We start from the raw sequence: 18,600 nt of genomic DNA, 5'->3' as shown, positions 1-18,600 counted from the left end.
TAAGGGATTAAACGTTTTTAAAGAGAAGGCGTGAAGCGAATGCCGAACCAGTAGGTGGTCGGCACCGAGTAGGTGTCTTTCAACAGGTTCTGGCCCGGCCCGGTCACGCTGGTGATGCGGCTGTGGGTGATGTTGCCGACCTGGCCGACCACGCTGACCTGCTTGTTGATCGCGTAGGTCGCCGACAGGTCCAGCTGCGAGCGCGGCGACCAGTACAGGTCCTGCCAGTCGATGTTGCTGACGATGGCGCGCAACGCCTTGCCCTGGCGGTTGTAGGCCGCGCGCAGTTCCAGCCCGCCGACGCTGTAGAACAGCGAGGCGTTGGCGGTGTAGCCGGGCTGGCCGACCAGGCGATCGACGCTGCGCTGGCGCTGGCTCACCTTCGGCGCGCTGCCGACGCTGTACGGCACGTCCATGCCGCCGTCGAGCACCGCCAGGTTGGCGCTGGCGCCCAACCCGGACAGCGCCGGCACGCCGGGCAGCAAGGTGTTGAGCACCGCGCTCAGTTCCAGGCCGCGCACGTGCGCCCTGGAAGCGTTGGCCGGGGTGCTGATCAGCACGTTCGAATAGGTGGTGCCGTTGAAGCTGAACTGGTCGGTGCGCGACAGGGTGAAGATCTCGTCCTGGATGCGCTTGTTGAACACCGCCGCGGCGAGCATGCCGTCGACATCGTCGGGCAGGCGCCATTCCAGCGACAGGTCCAGGTTGGTCGAGATGCGCGGCTTGATGTCCGGATTGCCCACGGTCACGGTCACGCCCTGCGCATTGGGATTGCCGGCGTCGGTGCTGTTGACGAAGCCGATCGAGGTGCGCGCGGCGTAGGCGTCGTACGGCGGGCGGCCGAGCGTGCGGCTGGCGCCGGCGCGCAGGTCGAGGCGATCGCCGAGGTGGTAGGTCATGATCGCCGACGGCAGCAGGTTGGCGTAATGCGAATCGGTCGGCGCATCGACGTAGACGTATTTGCCGCTGGCCGTATCCAGCTGGCGCTGGCGGCCGACGGTGGACTGCTCGGTGTCGTCGTAGTGCAGGCCGGCCTCCACGTTGAACGCCTCGGCGCGATAGCCGACCAGGCCGTAGGCGCCGAAGATCTTTTCGATATGGCTGAAGTTGTCCTGGTTGCTGAAGGCCGACTGGTCGGTGCTGTTGAACGCGCTCAGCGGCGTGGACTGCAGCACGCGCCGGGCCTTGTCCGGGTCGATGGTGATCAGGTTCAGGCCCAGATAGCGCAGCGGCGCGTTGGACGGTGCCAGCACGTCGGCGATGTTCAGTGCCGGCGCGCTGCGGTTCGGCTCGTAGTCGTCGCGATGGATGTCGAACGACGGCTTGTCGGTGGTGTACGCCAGGCCGGCGCCGAAGCCCAGGCCGCGGTCCTGCTCGCCCTGGTTGAAGCCGTAGTCCAGGCGCCCGGTGAGGATGCGGTCGCGCGCGCTGCGCTTGTAGTCCGGGCGCCAGTACAACAGGCTGTAGTTGTCGTAGTCGGAGTACGCCTGCGGCGCCACCGGGAAGCGCTGGTTCAGCGCCGAGGTGTCGTAGCTGAAGGCGTAGTCGGCGCTGGGAACGACGGTGACGCCGGGCCCGGTCTGGCCGACCGCGACCGCCGCCGGGCGCGAGGCGCCGGTGACGTACTTGAACATCTGGATCGGCTCGTCGTAGGTCGCATCCGACCACGAGCCGCGCGCGGAAAACACCTGCCGGTCGTCCGGACGCCATTCCATGCCGGCCTGGCCGAGCTTGGTGCGGGTGGTGGTGACCTGGTTGGAATAGCCGACCTCGATGTCGCCGGCCGGATAGCTGCCGGAGGTCGCGGTCTGGTTGTAGACGCGATTGCGGTTGCGCGGATCGATGATCAGCTCGTTGCGCTGCATGTCGTCCTTGAAATAGTAGTAGCCCGCGGTGACGTAGGCCTGCAGGTCGGCGCTGGGGCGCGCCTCGAACTTGCCGGTCAGGCCGTAGCGGTCGCGCTTGTCCATCACGTACCAGTACTTGTCCTGCTGCGGCACCGCCCAGCCGTTGCCGAGGTTGCTGCCGCTCTGCAGCACGCCGTTGGCGTCGTAGAACCCGTAGTGCACCGTGTCGGTGGTCATGTGGGTTTCGGTGTAGCTGCTCAGCGTCTGGTAGTTGCCCGACAGGGTCAGGCCGTACTGGCGGTCGCCGCCGAAGGTGGTGCTGCCGGTGGCGCCGAGGCGGTAGCCGGGATCGTCCTGGTCGCGCGGCTTGCCGACGTCGTTGGCGTGGCCCAGCGCGGCCTCGCTGGTGAAGAACGGCTTGCCGCCGTTCTCGAACGCGCTGCGCGTGCGCAGGTTGATCGCGCCGCCGGTGGCGTTGGGGTCCAGGTCGGGGGTGAAGGTCTTGACCACCTGCAGTTCGCTGACCATCGAGGCCGGCAGGATGTCCAGGCGCACGCCGCGGGTGATCGAGCCGAGCGTACCGTTCGGCGTGCCCGGCGAGGCCACGGTCAGGCCGTCGATGGTGACGTTGTTGTAGGACGGGCCGAGGCCGCGCAGCACCGGCGTGGCCGCCTCGTCGCGCGGATGCTCGTTGTCGGTCGCCGGCAGCACCGACAGGCCGGGAATGCGGCGCAGCGCCTCGACGATGGTGGTGTCCGGCAGCGCGCGCACGTCGGTGGAACTGACCACGTCGGTGATGTTGGTGGCCGCGCGCTTGCTCTCGATCGCCGCGGCGTTGGCCTTGCGCACGCCGGTGACGACCACGCTGTCCAGGGTCTTGGCGGTCTCGCCAGCCGGCGGCGACGCGGCGGCGGCGGTCTCGGTGCCGTCGGTGTCCGTGGCGGCGGGCGGCAACGGCGTCGCCGCCTGCTGCGCGAGGGCGGCCTGGCAGGCGGCGGCGAGCAGGCACACCAGCAGGGCGCGCTGGTGGCGGTGGTGCGAACGCGTCATCTCGTCTCCCTGGAAAGGTCGGAATGCAATTAATAACTTAAAAGTAGTTAAATTTAGTCCCGGGGAATGACAGGCCGATGGCACGCTGCGGACAGCGGCAAGCGCGAAGCGGGAGCGGCCGCGGATCGGCGGGCGTTATGGGTGCCGGGCAGCGCGCGCCGAGTGGGCGGGAATGCTGTGTACGCCGTCGCCGCTGACAGGACGTGGCAGGACGAGGCGTGCGCGGGCGACGTCGTGCGCACCGGCATCGTGCGCGCACCAAAACGACGATAGGGCCACAAAGGCCCTATCGTCGTCTCCGTTTCACCTGCGGCCGGACTGGCGCGTGCCCCGGCCGTCGCCCGCTAGGGCTGCACGACGCTGATCGTGCCCGGGTTGCTGCGCCCCACCCCGCGCAGGTCGGGACGGTACATGTCCTCGACCAGCGGTGGCGGCACCGTGTAGGTGCCCGGGGTCACCGCACGCACCAGGTAGAACACCTGCGCCTTGCTGCCCGATGCCAGGCTCAGCGCGGCCACGTAGCGGTCGTCGCGGAACTCCTCGTGCTTGACGTCGGCGGCGTTGGAACGGTCGCTGATCTCGATGCCGTCCACCACCACGTCGGCCCACTGCTTGGCGTCGCCCAGGTTGAAGTTCTCGATCTCCAGGCCGGCCGGCAGCAGGTCGGTCAGCAGCGCGTCGGGCATGCTCACGTTGGAGGTGACGGTGACGCGCACGATCAACGCCTCGCCTTCCTTCAGCGGCCGCGGCGTCCACGGCTTGCCGTCGGTGCCGTACCACTCGCGCTCCACCTTCAGCGTGCTCTCGTCCACCTCCGGCGCCTTGCGCGGGATGCCGGCGATTTCCAGGCTGGCGTACATCGGCGCCTCGCCCTGCGGCACGAAGCTGACCCCGCGCGCCAACTCGGCCTCGCCGAACAGGCGGCCGAAGGCCTTGGCCGCGCCGATCGCCTCGTTGCTGTCGCCGATCGCCAGCTGCCCGGACACCAGCTTACTCTGGTTGGCCAGCAGCGCCTTGCCCATGCGCGCCAGCGCCACCTGCTCCTGGGTGCTCAGCCACAGCCAGCCGCCGCGGCGGCGCGCGTCGATCTCGCGGCCCAGCGCCACCGCGCGCGCGTCGTACTCGGGCTTGGCCAGGCCGCGCTCGTGCAGCAGCGCGATCATCAGCGCGTCGTCGCGGATCACGCTGCCGTAGTCGCCGAAGTAAGGCGGACGGTCGCCGCTGTCCTTGGCGAAGCCGGCCGCGATCGCCGCCTCGCCACGCTTCTTGTCGCCCTGCAGCGACAGCGCCACGCCCAGGTGCACCAGCGACAGGCCGGTCAGCGCCTTGCCGCGGTCGTTGTCGTACAGCGCGCGCAGCGTGCCCAGTGGGGCGCGGTTGACCCGCGCCAGCACGTAGCCGGACCAGGCCTGGTTGGCGAACTTCAGGTTCTCGCGGCGGTCCTGGCCGTAGAAGTTGTTGCCGCCGGACAGCAGGTCCTCGCTGAGCCGGTTGAGCGCCTTCTGCAGCACGTTGTCGGGCACCGCGAAGCCGGCGTCCTTGGCGTCGAGCAGGAACTCGGCGATGTACGGGGTCAGGCCCGGATTGACGTAGCCGTCGTCGCCCCACATCGAGAAGTGGCCGCTGGAGATCTGCATCGACGCCAGCCGCCCGAACGCGCCTTCCATGCGCGCGCGGCGGGTGGCCGCGTCCAGGCCCTTGGCGCCGAGCAGCCTGGCGGTGGCGTCGTCGAGCAGCAGCGCGGCGTAGCCCTTGCTGGTGGTCTGCTCGGCGCAGCCGTACGGGTACTCCAGCGCGCCCTGCAGCGCGCTGGCGAACGGGATCGGCGGCAACGCGCTGACCAGCATGCGCGCGTTGACCGAGCCGGCCATCAGGCCCTCGGCATCGGCCATGCCCAGCGTCACCGGCGCCAGCCCGCCGGTCGCAGACGCGTCCAGCACGCGGGTCTGCGCGCGCAGCACCGACGGCCACGCCGCGCGCACCGGCAGGTCGTAGCGGCGGTCCACGGCGAAGCCGTTGCCGTCCACCCGCACCCGCACCTTGGCCACGGTATAGCCCTCCTGCGCCACCAGCGGAAAGCTGAGCGTGGCCTTGCCGTCCTTGCCGAGCTTGGCGCTGCGCGCGTTCTCGGCGACCGCCAGCGGGCCTTCGCCGTCCACCCGCACCTTGAACTCGCCCGGCTGCCCGGTGAAGTTCTGCACGTCCAGGGTGACCGTGCTGCGGTCGCCCGGCGCCATCACCCGCGGCATGCTGGCCTCGGCCACGATCGGCGCGCGCACCAGCGTCTCCACGTCGCGGTTGCCGTAGCGCTCGTCCGAATACACCAGCGCCGACACCCGCAGCGTGCCGTTGAAGTCCGGCACCGGCAGTTGCACCCGCGCATTGCCCTTGGCGTCGAGCTTCACCGAGCCGGAGAACAGGTCCACGGTCTGCACCCGCGCGGTCGGGCGCTTGGCCTGCGGCAACGCCGCCAGCGCCATGTCGCCGCCGAAGCGCAGCTTGCCGGTGCCGCCCTCGAAGCTCTCGATCACGCGGCCGTAGATGTCGTAGGCGTCCACCCCCAGGCGCCGCTGCGCGAAGAACTGCGCGTTGGCGTCGGGCACCGGGAAGCGGGTGATGTTGAGGATGCCCACGTCGACCGCGGAGATGGTCACGTGCGCCTGCTTGCCGGCCAGTTCCGGCACGCTGACCGTGACCGGCAGCGGCTGCTCCGGACGCATCTGCTTGGGCGCGACCAGGCCCACCGCCACGCGCCGGGTCTTGCGCTCCATCGGCACGAAGGCCACGCCGACCGCGCGCGCCGGGGTGATCTTGCTCGATGCCGAGCCACCGCGGAACACCAGTGCGGTGACGTAGACGTCGTGGCGTTCCCAGTCCTTGGTCACCGGGATCTCGAAGCGGCTGCCCGGCTTCACGTCGATGTCCTGCACGTACAGCATCCTGTCGCTCTCGACCATCAGCACGCCGGGACCGGCGTGCGGCGGGGTCAGGGTGACCTTCAGCGTGTCGCCGGCCCGGTAGGCGGTCTTGTCCAGCGCCAGCTTGACCTTGTCCGGGCGCGCGTCCAGGCCGCGGTTGGCGTCATTCCAGCTCCAGCCGGCGCGGAACGGATAGCGCGTGGTCAGGCCGGTGGACGGATCGAACACGTCCACCCGGTACTCGCCCCACTCCACCGGGAAGTCGAACCTGGCCGCGCCGCTGCCGGCATCGACGGAGATGCTCTGCTTGTTCTCGAAGCGGCGGGTGAAGTCGTAGTCCCAGCGGTTGTCGGTGAACGTCCAGTGGTAGTCGCGCAGCTCGCGCACCAGGGTCGCCTTCAGCCCTTTGGCCGGCTGCGGCCTGCCCCGCGCGTCGACCCGCATCAGCTCGAAGCGCGCATTGGCGTTGGCATCGGCGCCGTCCTTGTCGTCGAACAGCGGACGCACCCCGACCAGCGCCGGCGCCGGCCACAGCACGCGCTTGAGGGTGCGGGTGACGGTACGCCCGCCGGTCTCGTACACGCTGGCCGAGACCAGCGCGGCGATGGGGCTGGTCGGCTTGGCATCGTCCGGCAGCGCCAGGTCCTCGGCGATCTTGCCGTCGGCGCCGAATTCGGTATCGATCGCGTCCTTGGCTTCGCGCGGCAGCTGCAGCGTCGGGTCGCCGAAGAAATAGCCGGGCAGCGCGTCGACCGGATGCTGCTCGACCGCCACCGCCAGCTTGGCGGTGAAACGGTTGCCGTCGGCCGGCGCACCGTACAGGTAGGCGGCGCTGGCCTGCAGCTTGAACGGCTCGCCCGGCTTGAGCGTCTTCTGCGCGCTGTCCAGGTCCAGCTTCATGCGCTCGGGCAGGAACTCCTCGATGCGCAGGGTCATGCCCTGCACCGCTTCCTTGCTGGCCGGGTCGGTGCGGAACTCCACTTGCCAGCGCCCGGTCGGCGCATCGGCGGGAATCAACTGCTCGAAACTGAAATAGCCCTGCTCGCCCGGCAGTAGGCGGGTCTCGCGGAAGATCTTGCCATCGGGCTGCTTCAGGCGCAGGAACACCGGTTGACCACCGGCCGGCTGCGCGCCCTTGCCGCCGCTGGCCACCGGCCTGCCGTCGTTGTCGCGCAGCAGCGCCGACACGCGCAGCGTCTCGCCGGGGCGGTACAGGTCGCGGCCGGACCAGGCGAACACGTCGAACCAGGCGTTCTCGCGCCCGGCCACGGCGAACTCGCTCAGGTCCAGCGCCGGCTGGTTGAACGGCAGCATCGACAGGTCGTTGCCGCTGCGCGCCACCAGCACCTGGCCGGCGTCGAGCGTGTAGTGCAGCAGTGCATTGCCGTTGGCGTCGGTCTCGCCCTTCAGGAACAGCTCGCCCTTGGCGTCGAGGATGCGCAGTTCCACCTTCTTCAGCGGCTCGCCGCTCTGCAGCGAGGCGGTGTGCACGAACAGCTTGTCCTGGTAGGCGCGCGCGTGCAGGCCGATGTCGCTGACGGTGAAGAAGGCGGTGTCGTATTCGTTCTCGAAGCGGCCCGGGCGCTTCATCACCGCGAAGTACAGGCCCGGCGCCTGCAGTTCCTCGATGTCCTGGATCGGCAGATAGGTCAGCGCGCGTTCGTTCTTGTCGCCGCCGAGCACGAAGCGGTTGACGTAGACCGACTCGGCCAGCTGCGCGATCGGGGTACGGTCGCTGTAGTCGCTGTCCATCTCCCAGCTGCCGCGGCGGCCGCCGCGCTGGTACTGGGCGAAGAACGCCGGCAGCGCGCCTTCCTTCACCCGCATGAACTCCACGTCTACGTCCGGCACGTTGAGCGACACCACCGGCAGGCCGCGGCTCTCGCGCGCGGGCAACACGCTGCCCTGCGAGGCGAAGCCGACCGCCGGCTCCAGTTCGCCGGTGTAGACCTTCTGCTTGAGCGGCTTGCCCAGGCGGCTGCCGTCGGCGGCGAGCAGGTCGGCGGAGATCAGCACGGTGTAGTCCTTGGCCGCTTCCACGTACGGATAGCGCAGGGTCTTGCCGTCGTCGGACAGCGACCAGGCGCTGCCGTCGGCGCCGACCTTCTCCTCGAAGCGCAGCAGCGTGTCGAAGTCCTGGGTGCCGACCAGCGGCCGCGAGAATTCCAGCGCCAGCGACAATCCGTCGCGCTTCTGGTCGGGATAGGCGCGGACCAGGCCGAAGCCCTTCATCGCTTCCTTCCGGCCCTGCACCGGCTCGCCGCTGGCATCGGGCAACTGCCCCGATTCGTTGCGCTTGCAGCCGCCCAGCGCCAGCGCCAGGCCCAGCAGCAGGAAAGTGCTCAACAGCCCGGCGCGCAGGACGTTCCACTGCCGCTTCGACTCCGTATGCATGCGTTCGCTCCGTGAAAGTGACGCGAGTATAGAACGCGAAGGCGACGGCCGGAGGGCCAGAGTGCGGCGAGCGCAGGCGTGGCGTTCGCCGTGCCCGGCAAATGAGGTTGCGGGGATCGCGGCGGCGGCGCGGACGGGACGCCAACCTCGCGACGGGCGCAGTGGGAAACCTCCACGGCTCCGGAACCGGCCGGGGCTGAACTGAAGCCACTCCTAGAACACTTTCGATCCAAGTGATGCCACTTGTGGGAGCGACTCCAGGTGGCCTCGGGCCATCAGTCGCGACGAGCTTTACAGGGAGAGCCATTCACGACCTAAGCCGCTCCCACAACACTCCGCTGGCTGCAAATACCAGAGTCGAAAATGCTCTGAAGGACGCCGAGGCACTGCGCCTCACCGCTGCAACGCCGCGTGCAGCACGGCCTGGAACCGCTGCAGCGTGCATAGCCACGTCTTGGCGTGGCTGCAGCCGGGTACGCGCAAGGTCTGCAGCAACGGCGGCCGGCGCAGGCTCAGCGGAGTCAGCGCGCGCAGTTGGTCCAGCGATTGCGCCTGGTAGCGCAGGCGCACGTAGCGCTGGCCGTTGCGCGTGTCACGCAGTTGCTCGAGCACCAGCGCGCCGCCCGGCGGCGCATCGTCCCGGCCGTAGCCGGGCAGATGGAAATGCAGGTCGAGCAGGCCGCTGAGCGCGGCGATGTGGGTATCGCTGGCGACCAGCACGCTCACCCGCGGCGCGCCGGCCACGCCCAGCGTGTCCAGCACCCGCCGCGCCAGCGGTGCGCCGGCGCGCGCGGCCATGTAGTGCGGACGCGCGTAGATCTCGAACAGCAGCGCGTGCAGCCGCGACACCACGCCGATGCGCTCGCGGGTGGCGCGGCCCCAACCCACCCGGTCCAGCGGCAGGCCTTCGGTGTATTGCAGGATGAACACCTCGGCGGTGCCGGAGGTCAGGTCCAGCGGCCCGCGCATGGCGATGCCGCGGCCGTCGCCGCCGGGACTCAGCGACGACGGCATGCGCGCGAAGTCGCAGTCCTGCACGCTGCAACCGAGGATCTGGCGCATGGCCCGCAGTTCCTTCGCATGCGGCGCCAGCAGCGCGCCGGGACCGCCGGTCTGGCGCTGGATCGAGGCCACCGCGGCGGCCGCGTCGAAGTCCAGCGCACCGGCCTCGACCGGCCGGAACAGCGGATCGTCGCTGCCTTGCGGCTGGTGTGCGGCGTGCACGCCGCAGCCAGGCGCCAGCGCCTCGGCCAGGATCTGCGCGCTGGCGATGGTGCGCTGGTCGGTATTGGCATAGACGTCGATCGCATGGGCAGCGGGGCAGCCGCGCGCCGGCAGCACACCGTCGCGGACCAGCCATTGCCGGGTGTACTCGCCGCCCAGCCGCACGCCGGTGCGGCCGTGCGCAGTGAGCAGGCCCGCCGGCGTGTCCCAGACCGGCCAGGGCTGCGCGGCGAGCGCCGCCGCCTCGCCCTGCAGCGGCGCACGCACGCCGTGGCGGAACAGCATCCATACCTGCTCGACCTGCAGCTGCGGCGACGGCGCCGCGTCCGCCGGCCGCGCCTGCGCGCCCGCCGTCACTGCCAGTACCACCCACACCATCCAACGCATGCGCATGCTCATCGTCGTTCCAGGAAAAAAGAAATAAAGAAAACCACTCATTGCCCGGCCTCGCCGCACTGCGCGCTGACCCGGTCGCAGCGCAGGCCTGCGGCGATCCCCAGTCGATAACCCAGCCCTTGCGGGTCGGGTGCGCCGGCGTAATAGTCGCTGCTGATCCATTGCGCACCGCAGTCCAATGCCGCCTGCGCGCGGCGGCGATCGCGGGCCCGCGCCTGCACGCCATCGACGTCGGCACGGGTGCGTACGATGCAGCCCTGCGCGACCCGGGCCCGGATCAGCGCCGCATCGGCCTGTGGATCGGCGATCGACAGCACTGCCGCCTCCGCGGCGTCCGCCGCGTACCAGCCGAACATGATGCGCCCGGCCAATGACGGATGCCCCTGCCGGGACAGCGCCTCGTGGCGCGGAGTGCCGTCGAGCACGAACAGCAGCCGCCCGCGCGCCTGCGCCAGAGTCGGCCAGCGTTGGCCGGCACTGCCGCAGGCAAGCTGGGTTCCTCGCCGCGCACGTCGTCGGGCACGATCGGCCGCGCGCGGCCGACCACCTCGGCAATGTCGCGATCGAGCGCATCCAGGCTGGCCGCATCGAAGGCGGCATGGTGCGGCCACACGCCCGGCAGCGGATCGAAATCCACCGCATCGACCAGCACCACCAGCGGCGCGTGCCGCGGATGCGCCTGCGACCAGCGTGCAAACACCGTCAGGCCGTCGCGGAAGCGCAGGCAGTGACTGGCGTAGTCCAGGCCCGGCTGGTGCAGCACCTTGGCGCCCGGCGTGCGCATCTTCGCCAGCGTCGTCGCCACGGGGCCATGCGCGTACGGCGCCGCGTACAGGCCGCCACGCGGATCAGCGGCGACATCGATCTCGAACTGCAGCAGGCCCAGCGCCAGCTGCGCCCGCAGCGGCGGATGGCCGTAGGCCAGCGCCGGCCATTCGGACGGCGCATGCGCCTGCAGCCGCCGCTGCACCTGCGCTGACGGATACGGCCGGTAACTGTTGTGCGAACCGAGCAGTTGCAACTGGTCGATCCGCAGCGATTCGGGCGGCGCCGGCATTTCCTGCGCACCGCTGCGCATGGCCGGCAACGCAAGCAGCGCGCCGACCCATGCGAGCCATCGCAGGTGCCGCGGCATGCTGCCGCGACCCACGAGCGAGGCCGGCCTATGCGAAGCCCGCCGGTTCAGAACGTGTACTTCACGGTCAGCAGGCTGGTGCGCCCGGCATCGACGATGTCCGAGATCGCGGTGCTGTTGCGGCCCACGTGCGCCCAGTAGCTCAGGCGGTTGGTCAGGTTCGCCACCGACAGGTCGGCGCGCAGGTGCTCGTTCACTGCATAGCCCACGTGCAGATCGACGCGGGCGATCGGCTTCACCCACAGGTGGTCCCAACTGGCGCCCTGGTCCAGGTAGTCGTAGACCGACACGTATTCGCCCGAGTAGTGGTAGCTCAGGTTCACCGACAGCGGCCCCTTCTCGTAGAACAGCTCGGCATTGGCCATCATGTCCGGCGCGTTCTGGATGCGCTCGTCGTGGAAGCCGCTCATGCCCAGGTCGACGCGGGTGGACTGGCGGGTGATGTTGGCGCCGATGCCGAAACCGTCCAGCGGCGCCGGCATGCCTTGCAAGGTCTGCCGCACCGCCGCTTCCACGCCCAGCACCTTGCCGTCGCCACCGTTCTGCGGACGCACGTAGCGCACGTTGCCACTGGTGGACGCGCCGGCATTGGCCGCATCCGAGCCGTTCTCGTAGATGTAGTCGGACAGGCGCTTGTAGTAGCCGGCCAGCATCGCGTGGCCGCCGACGCCGTTGTCCCACTCGCCGGACACATCGACGTTGAGCGCCTTGATCGGCTTCAGGTCGGGATTGCCTTCGGTGATGGTGGTGACGCCGTCGCTGGACACGTCGTAGTTGGCGCCGCCGCCCAACTGCACGAACGCCGGGCGCGTGTAGCTGGTCCACAGCGCGGCGCGGTACACCGCGCCGCCGTCGCCCGGACGGTAGTTCAGGAACACGCTGGGCAGCGGCACGTTGTAGGTGGTGCGGTTGCTGCTGAAGAAGCCGGGCAACTCGTTGCCCTGGCTGTCCTTTGGCATGGTCCAGAAGGTGTTGCGGATGCGGGTCTGTTCGAAGCGCAGGCCCGGGATCACCTCCAGGTCGCCGCTCTTGAACGTAGCCATCGCATATGCCGCGGCAACCGCCTCGTTGCCGCGCATCGTCGCGCAGTTCTGGTTGTTGATCGCCAGGCCGCCGCAGGTGTCGAACGCGGCCGCGGTCAGGTTCTGCGCGATCATCGCCTTCAGCGCGGCATTGCTGAGCTTGACCGTCGGCAGGTCGTACTTGCCCGGGTAGACCGACGCGTAGCGGCCGACCACCAGCCCGGTGTCGCGCAGCAGGGTGCGGTCGGTGAACTTGCCGGTGGTCCAGTTGCGCGAGGTGAATTCGCGCGAGCTGTCCACGTACTTCGCGCCGAACTGCAGGCTGCTCAGCGCGCCGTCGTCGAAGTCGTAGCGCGCGTCGAACTTGGCGCCGCCCTTGTCCTGCCCGCTGTAGGACTTGGTCAGCTGCCCGTGGCGGCGCGCGTACAGGCTGCCGATGTCACTGGCCTGGCGGCGCATGTCCGGGGTCAACAGCGGCATCGGGAAGCCCGCGCTGTCGTAGCTGACGAAGCTGTTGGCGCCGTACGGGAACTGGGTGGAAGTGTACTGGTCCACGCGCGCCGAGATCTCGACGTGGTCCGGACGATCGTTGTTGCCGTAGCCGTAGAACAGGTTCGGCGACAGCGTCCAGTTGCCGAGCTGCTTGTCGGCGCCGAACTGGAAGGTGGCGAGATCGGCCACTTCCGGATTGGTCTCGTACCAGTAGCGTACCGCGATGCGATTGATCTTCGGCTGGTACACGCCGCTGCTGCCGATCCGGGTGTAGCTGACGTCGGCCGGCACGAACTGGGTGTAGCCGGTGTTCTGCTCGGTCTTGGCGTAGGCGTAGGTGGCCCGCGCGTACAGTTGCAGGGTCGGGTCCACACGCCAGTCGAAGGAGACGTTGCCGCCGTAGCGCTTGGTGTCGCCGCCCGAGTAGCCGATGTTGGCGCCGGTCGCCAGCAGCAGGTCTTGCGGGTTGTAACCCGGCGCCGGATCGCCGCTGGCGGTGGTGCGGGAGAAATACTTGTGGTTCCAGTCGCCGCGCGCGGCGGAGGCGCCGGCCACTTCGCTGTTCACGTAGTGGCGCTCGTCGTAGTGGGCGCTGGCGTAGACGCCGAACTGGTTCTCGCCGCCGAACTTGGCGTGGAATTCGCCGGCCGCGCCCTTGCCCAGGCCGCTGTCGTCGTAATCGCGGGCGCGGCTTTCCATGCGTCCGCTGGCGGTGACGCTGCCGCCGATCGCGTCGCTGTAGTCGAAGCCGCTGGGAGTGCGGTAGTCGATGGTGCCGCCAATGGCATCGCCGTCCATCGCCGCGGTGGAGGTCTTGTTCAACACGATGGTCTGCAGGCCCGAGGGCGGCAGCAGGCTCAGCTGCACGCTGCGGCTGTACGGCATGCCCTGGGCGACGTTGACGCCGTTGATCAGGTTGACGTTGTATTCGGCGTTGAGGCCGCGCACCGAGGCGAACATGCCCTCGCCGCGCGCCGCGCCATCGATGCCGCCGAAGTACGACTGCCCCGTGTTGACCACGTTGACGCCCGGCAGCAGGCCCAGCGCCTCGGCGATGTTGTGCACGGCGGTGTACTTCAGGTCGTCGGCCGACAGCACGTTGGCGGTGTTGCTGGCCGCCATCTGCATGTCGGCGGCGTTGTAGCGGTTCGCCGCGACGGTCACCGCCGACAGCGTTTGCGCGTTGCTCTTTGCCGGGGCCGGCGCGGTGTCGTCGCTGGCGCTGCGCTGCGCCTGTTCCTGCGCGGCATCTTCGGCGTGGGCGGCGGCGGCGAGGGCCAGGCTCAGGGCCAGGGCAATGGAACCGGCAAGCCGATGCGGCCTGGCGCGGTGCGGTACGTGATTCATGTGGATTCCATCAGGACGTGGGGTGGTGTCCCGGCACGCGGCGACGCCGCGGCCGTGTAGGCATAGCACTGCCCGTATCGCCGGCGTCGAATCGGCAACTGGGCAGACTTCTGGAGGAGGTTCCGTGTCGGAGCTGGGCCGTGCGAACTGACGCCCCGTTAACAACTGCGGCGCAGTGTGGACGGCGATGTTTGCAGATGCGTGACGGAGTTCATTGGTGAATGGAAATGCGATACATGAATGCTGCATCCGCATGCGTATCGCAAGCGCTCACCGCGGGAACGCTTTCTCTCTGGCACTCGTCTCTGGCACTCGGTGCAGCACACGCCTCGTGTAAGCGCCCCTGGGTGGGCCTCGGGCCATCCATCGCGACGAACGAAGCGGCGGGGAATTGCACTCCAACTGGGGCGCTACCCAAAATCGGGGGGGGGGACGTCGGATGACAGGGATGCAGCGCGACGCGTTCCCGATCGCTGCGGCGATGCCACCATCTTCCCCATTGGCGCGAACCAACAGAGGCCCCGCAACAGCGGGGCCTCTGCCAGAAGACACCAGGATCAACGCAAAGCCGTGTTCAGACGATCGAACTGGCGGCCAACAGTCTCACCTGTTGCGCGTCGACAGGCACCAGGGGCGCCGACGAAGAACTGCTGGTCGCCATCGCCGCGATCAGCGCAGCCACTTCGCTGGAAGCGACCGTCTTGTCCTTGAACTGCAGATACTCGACCTGACTGGAGCTGGAAGTGAACCAGCCCGATACCGTCAATTGATCGTCGCTGCCGCGAATGGCAATGGAAAGATCGTTCCCGGACCGGCTGAAGAAGGTATCGTCCACGGCAAGATCCTTGTCGAACACGATGCGATCCGCAGCCCCACTGTACGTCGAGGTCTCCACCACCGTGTCGTGGCCGTCGCCCTTGTTGAACAGGTAGGTGTCCGAATACCAGCTGCCCTTGAGCGTGTCGTTGCCCGTACCGCCGGCCAGCACGCTGTTGCGCGACTGCGAGGACACCGACAGCACGTCGTCGCCCGCCCCGCCTTCCAGGCGGTTGGTGCCGGTGCCGCCGTCCAGCACGTCGTTGCCGGCGCCGCCCAGCAGCAGATCGTCGCCGTCCCAGCCGGTCAGCGTGTCGTCTCCGCTGGTCCCCCACGTCGTCAGGCCCTTGGCCTTCAACGTCTCCGACGTCCACACCGTGCCATCGGCGAACACGAACTGCTCGATGCGCGTCGATACGTTCTCGCTGGTGGACGTCAACCAGTCCTTCAGCCGGACCGCGTCGGTGCCGTTGCCCAGGTCCAGCACCACGTCCGCTCCCTCGCGCAGCACCCGGATGGCGCTGGCCGCGATCCCGTCGCCGAACACAAGCTTGTCCACCGCGTCGCTGTAAGACGCGGTCTCCACCACCGTGTCGTGGCCGTCGCCCTTGTTGAACAGGTAGGTGTCGGAGTAGTAGCTGCCCTTGAGCGTGTCGTTGCCCGTACCGCCGGCCAGCACGCTGTTGCGCGACTGCGAGGACACCGACAGCACGTCGTCGCCCGCCCCGCCTTCCAGGCGGTTGGTGCCGGTGCCGCCGTCCAGCACGTCATTGCCGGCGCCGCCCAGCAGCAGATCGTCGCCGTCCCAGCCGGTCAGCGTGTCGTCTCCGCTGGTCCCCCACGTCGTCAGGCCCTTGGCCTTCAACGTCTCCGACGTCCACACCGTGCCATCGGCGAACACGAACTGCTCGATGCGCGTCGATACGTTCTCGCTGGTGGACGTCAACCAGTCCTTCAGCCGGACCGCGTCGGTGCCGTTGCCCAGGTCCAGCACCACGTCCGCTCCCTCGCGCAGCACCCGGATGGCGCTGGCCGCGATCCCGTCGCCGAACACGAGCTTGTCCACCGCGTCGCTGTAAGACGCGGTCTCCACCACCGTGTCGTGGCCGTCGCCCTTGTTGAACAGGTAGGTGTCCGAATACCAGCTGCCCTTGAGCGTGTCGTTGCCCGTACCGCCGGCCAGCACGCTGTTGCGCGACTGCGAGGACACCGACAGCACGTCGTCGCCCGCCCCGCCTTCCAGGCGGTTGGTGCCGGTGCCGCCGTCCAGCACGTCATTGCCGGCGCCGCCCAGCAGCAGATCGTCGCCGTCCCAGCCGGTCAGCGTGTCGTCTCCGCTGGTCCCCCACGTCGTCAGGCCCTTGGCCTTCAACGTCTCCGACGTCCACACCGTGCCATCGGCGAACACGAACTGCTCGATGCGCGTCGATACGTTCTCGCTGGTGGACGTCAACCAGTCCTTCAGCCGGACCGCGTCGGTGCCGTTGCCCAGGTCCAGCACCACGTCCGCTCCCTCGCGCAGCACCCGGATGGCGCTGGCCGCGATCCCGTCGCCGAACACGAGCTTGTCCACCGCGTCGCTGTAAGACGCGGTCTCCACCACCGTGTCGTGGCCGTCGCCCTTGTTGAACAGGTAGGTGTCGGAGTAGTAGCTGCCCTTGAGCGTGTCGTTGCCCGTACCGCCGGCCAGCACGCTGTTGCGCGACTGCGAGGACACCGACAGCACGTCGTCGCCCGCCCCGCCTTCCAGGCGGTTGGTGCCGGTGCCGCCGTCCAGCACGTCATTGCCGGCGCCGCCCAGCAGCAGATCGTCGCCGTCCCAGCCGGTCAGCGTGTCGTCTCCGCTGGTCCCCCACGTCGTCAGGCCCTTGGCCTTCAACGTCTCCGACGTCCACACCGTGCCATCGGCGAACACGAACTGCTCGATGCGCGTCGATACGTTCTCGCTGGTGGACGTCAACCAGTCCTTCAGCCGGACCGCGTCGGTGCCGTTGCCCAGGTCCAGCACCACGTCCGCTCCCTCGCGCAGCACCCGGATGGCGCTGGCCGCGATCCCGTCGCCGAACACGAGCTTGTCCACCGCGTCGCTGTAAGACGCGGTCTCCACCACCGTGTCGTGGCCGTCGCCCTTGTTGAACAGGTAGGTGTCGGAGTAGTAGCTGCCCTTGAGCGTGTCGTTGCCCGTACCGCCGGCCAGCACGCTGTTGCGCGACTGCGAGGACACCGACAGCACGTCGTCGCCCGCCCCGCCTTCCAGGCGGTTGGTGCCGGTGCCGCCGTCCAGCACGTCGTTGCCGGCGCCGCCCAGCAGCAGATCGTCGCCGTCCCAGCCGGTCAGCGTGTCGTCTCCGCTGGTCCCCCACGTCGTCAGGCCCTTGGCCTTCAACGTCTCCGACGTCCACACCGTGCCATCGGCGAACACGAACTGCTCGATGCGCGTCGATACGTTCTCGCTGGTGGACGTCAACCAGTCCTTCAGCCGGACCGCGTCGGTGCCGTTGCCCAGGTCCAGCACCACGTCCGCTCCCTCGCGCAGCACCCGGATGGCGCTGGCCGCGATCCCGTCGCCGAACACAAGCTTGTCCACCGCGTCGCTGTAAGACGCGGTCTCCACCACCGTGTCGTGGCCGTCGCCCTTGTTGAACAGGTAGGTGTCGGAGTAGTAGCTGCCCTTGAGCGTGTCGTTGCCCGTACCGCCGGCCAGCACGCTGTTGCGCGACTGCGAGGACACCGACAGCACGTCGTCGCCCGCCCCGCCTTCCAGGCGGTTGGTGCCGGTGCCACCATCCAGAACATCGTTACCAGCACCGCCAATTATTGTGTCGTTGCCGTTGCCGCCGGAGAGGGAGTCGTTGCCTTCCGTTCCAATAATCACGTCGTCGGCGCCGCCACCAACAACATTGCTGCCAAACAGCACTCCCATTAGGCTTCCCGCACGTATCTTGAAATCTGAGTGATCAACAGCCATCTGATCTAGCTCAAGCAGCGTATCGATCCAGTTCCACTCTAACGGCAGTTTCGCCGAGCCCTCTCTTAAATCGTAAAGATCCTCAAGTGCCGCAGCATTACCCTCTTTTACAAGGGTCGCTTTAAGCTTGGCATTTATTCCATCCATCTTGAATACGATTTCACCATATTCATTGAAACTAATTTTCAAATTATCCAAATAGTCACTCAAACGAGTATCAAACACCACCCCATTATAGAGCTGAAGTTTTAGAGAATCATACCCCTTCAGCAACAAACTAGTCTGCTCTTGCCCCAATACAACATTGAAAGACAACCCCGCACTTGAATTAACAGCATTCCAAGATGAATTTCCCAAGCGTAGCGGCTGACCATCACTTCCGCCGGAGAAGAATAGCTCGCCATTGAACTTCTCCATGATAGAAAGGATTTTTGAAATATCAAAAATTTCACCTTTCATATCGGTTCCATGTACAGCTAGACGCCCCCTACCTTTCTGACCACTAAAGTAGTCGGAACTAGACCGCATTGTTGAGGTATTCGCCCAAGCGAGAAGTACTGAATCAACAACCGTCAATGCCTCGGCCCGAGAAAGATCCGTCGATATAGATTTGATCAAACCATAGATATCTTCATTTAAACTTACCGCCTCCTGCAAGTCACGAACGAGACCAAAGCCCGCTACATTTACGACTTCTTTTGCATGTTCAGTTAATGGAATTTTATCCACAAACTCTCGATGAAATGCGTCAGATGCTAGCAAAAGGTCAGCAGCGACACCTTGCGATCCATCTGAGCGGGTGAAGCTGCCGTAGCTATCGACAGTATTTCCGTTATTCAACGCAACATTTTTTGTAGATACAGGCGCTACCGATATGCTAGATATACCAAGCTCGGATAAGCCAAATAGTTCACCAGCTTGAGATATGCCATCCTGATTCAAATCACGCCATACCTGGACAGATGAAAAATCTTCATCTTTTGCATCAAAC

The 18,600-nt window shown here is 67.4% G+C and carries 5 protein-coding genes and 1 pseudogene; all 6 read right to left on the bottom strand.

The window, feature by feature from the left end; genetic code table 11:
• Nucleotides 1-17: 17 nt before the first annotated feature.
• The 6 genes and pseudogenes from G4Q83_RS02555 to G4Q83_RS02530 all read right to left on the bottom strand — a co-directional run bounded on the left by G4Q83_RS02555 (nucleotide 18) and on the right by G4Q83_RS02530 (nucleotide 17,558).
• Nucleotides 18-2,897, bottom strand: a complete 2,880-nt coding sequence (locus G4Q83_RS02555) for a TonB-dependent receptor (protein WP_128419647.1) — start codon at nucleotides 2,895-2,897, stop codon at nucleotides 18-20.
• Nucleotides 2,898-3,241: 344 nt separating this feature from the next.
• Nucleotides 3,242-8,209 (bottom strand): alpha-2-macroglobulin family protein, encoded by a 4,968-nt coding sequence (locus G4Q83_RS02550; RefSeq protein WP_128419648.1) that lies wholly within the window; start codon nucleotides 8,207-8,209, stop codon nucleotides 3,242-3,244.
• A gap of 393 nt (nucleotides 8,210-8,602) precedes the next feature.
• Nucleotides 8,603-9,832, bottom strand: coding sequence for a histidine-type phosphatase (locus G4Q83_RS02545; protein WP_128419649.1), 1,230 nt, complete (start codon nucleotides 9,830-9,832; stop codon nucleotides 8,603-8,605).
• A gap of 35 nt (nucleotides 9,833-9,867) precedes the next feature.
• Nucleotides 9,868-10,886 (bottom strand): annotated as a pseudogene (locus G4Q83_RS02540) (Ca2+-dependent phosphoinositide-specific phospholipase C).
• Between the two features lie 125 nt (nucleotides 10,887-11,011).
• Nucleotides 11,012-13,825 (bottom strand): TonB-dependent receptor, encoded by a 2,814-nt coding sequence (locus G4Q83_RS02535; protein WP_128419650.1) that lies wholly within the window; start codon nucleotides 13,823-13,825, stop codon nucleotides 11,012-11,014.
• A gap of 574 nt (nucleotides 13,826-14,399) precedes the next feature.
• A complete protein-coding gene (locus G4Q83_RS02530) occupies nucleotides 14,400-17,558 on the bottom strand; it encodes a calcium-binding protein (protein ID WP_386273526.1) in 3,159 nt (1,052 codons plus the stop codon).
• Nucleotides 17,559-18,600: the final 1,042 nt, after the last annotated feature.

It is taken from the genome of Xanthomonas theicola (genome assembly GCF_014236795.1).
GTDB classification, from domain to species: Bacteria; Pseudomonadota; Gammaproteobacteria; order Xanthomonadales; family Xanthomonadaceae; genus Xanthomonas_A; species Xanthomonas_A theicola.
Note: the sequence above shows the minus strand (reverse complement) of the source record. Positions and strands in the feature narration are given on the sequence as shown.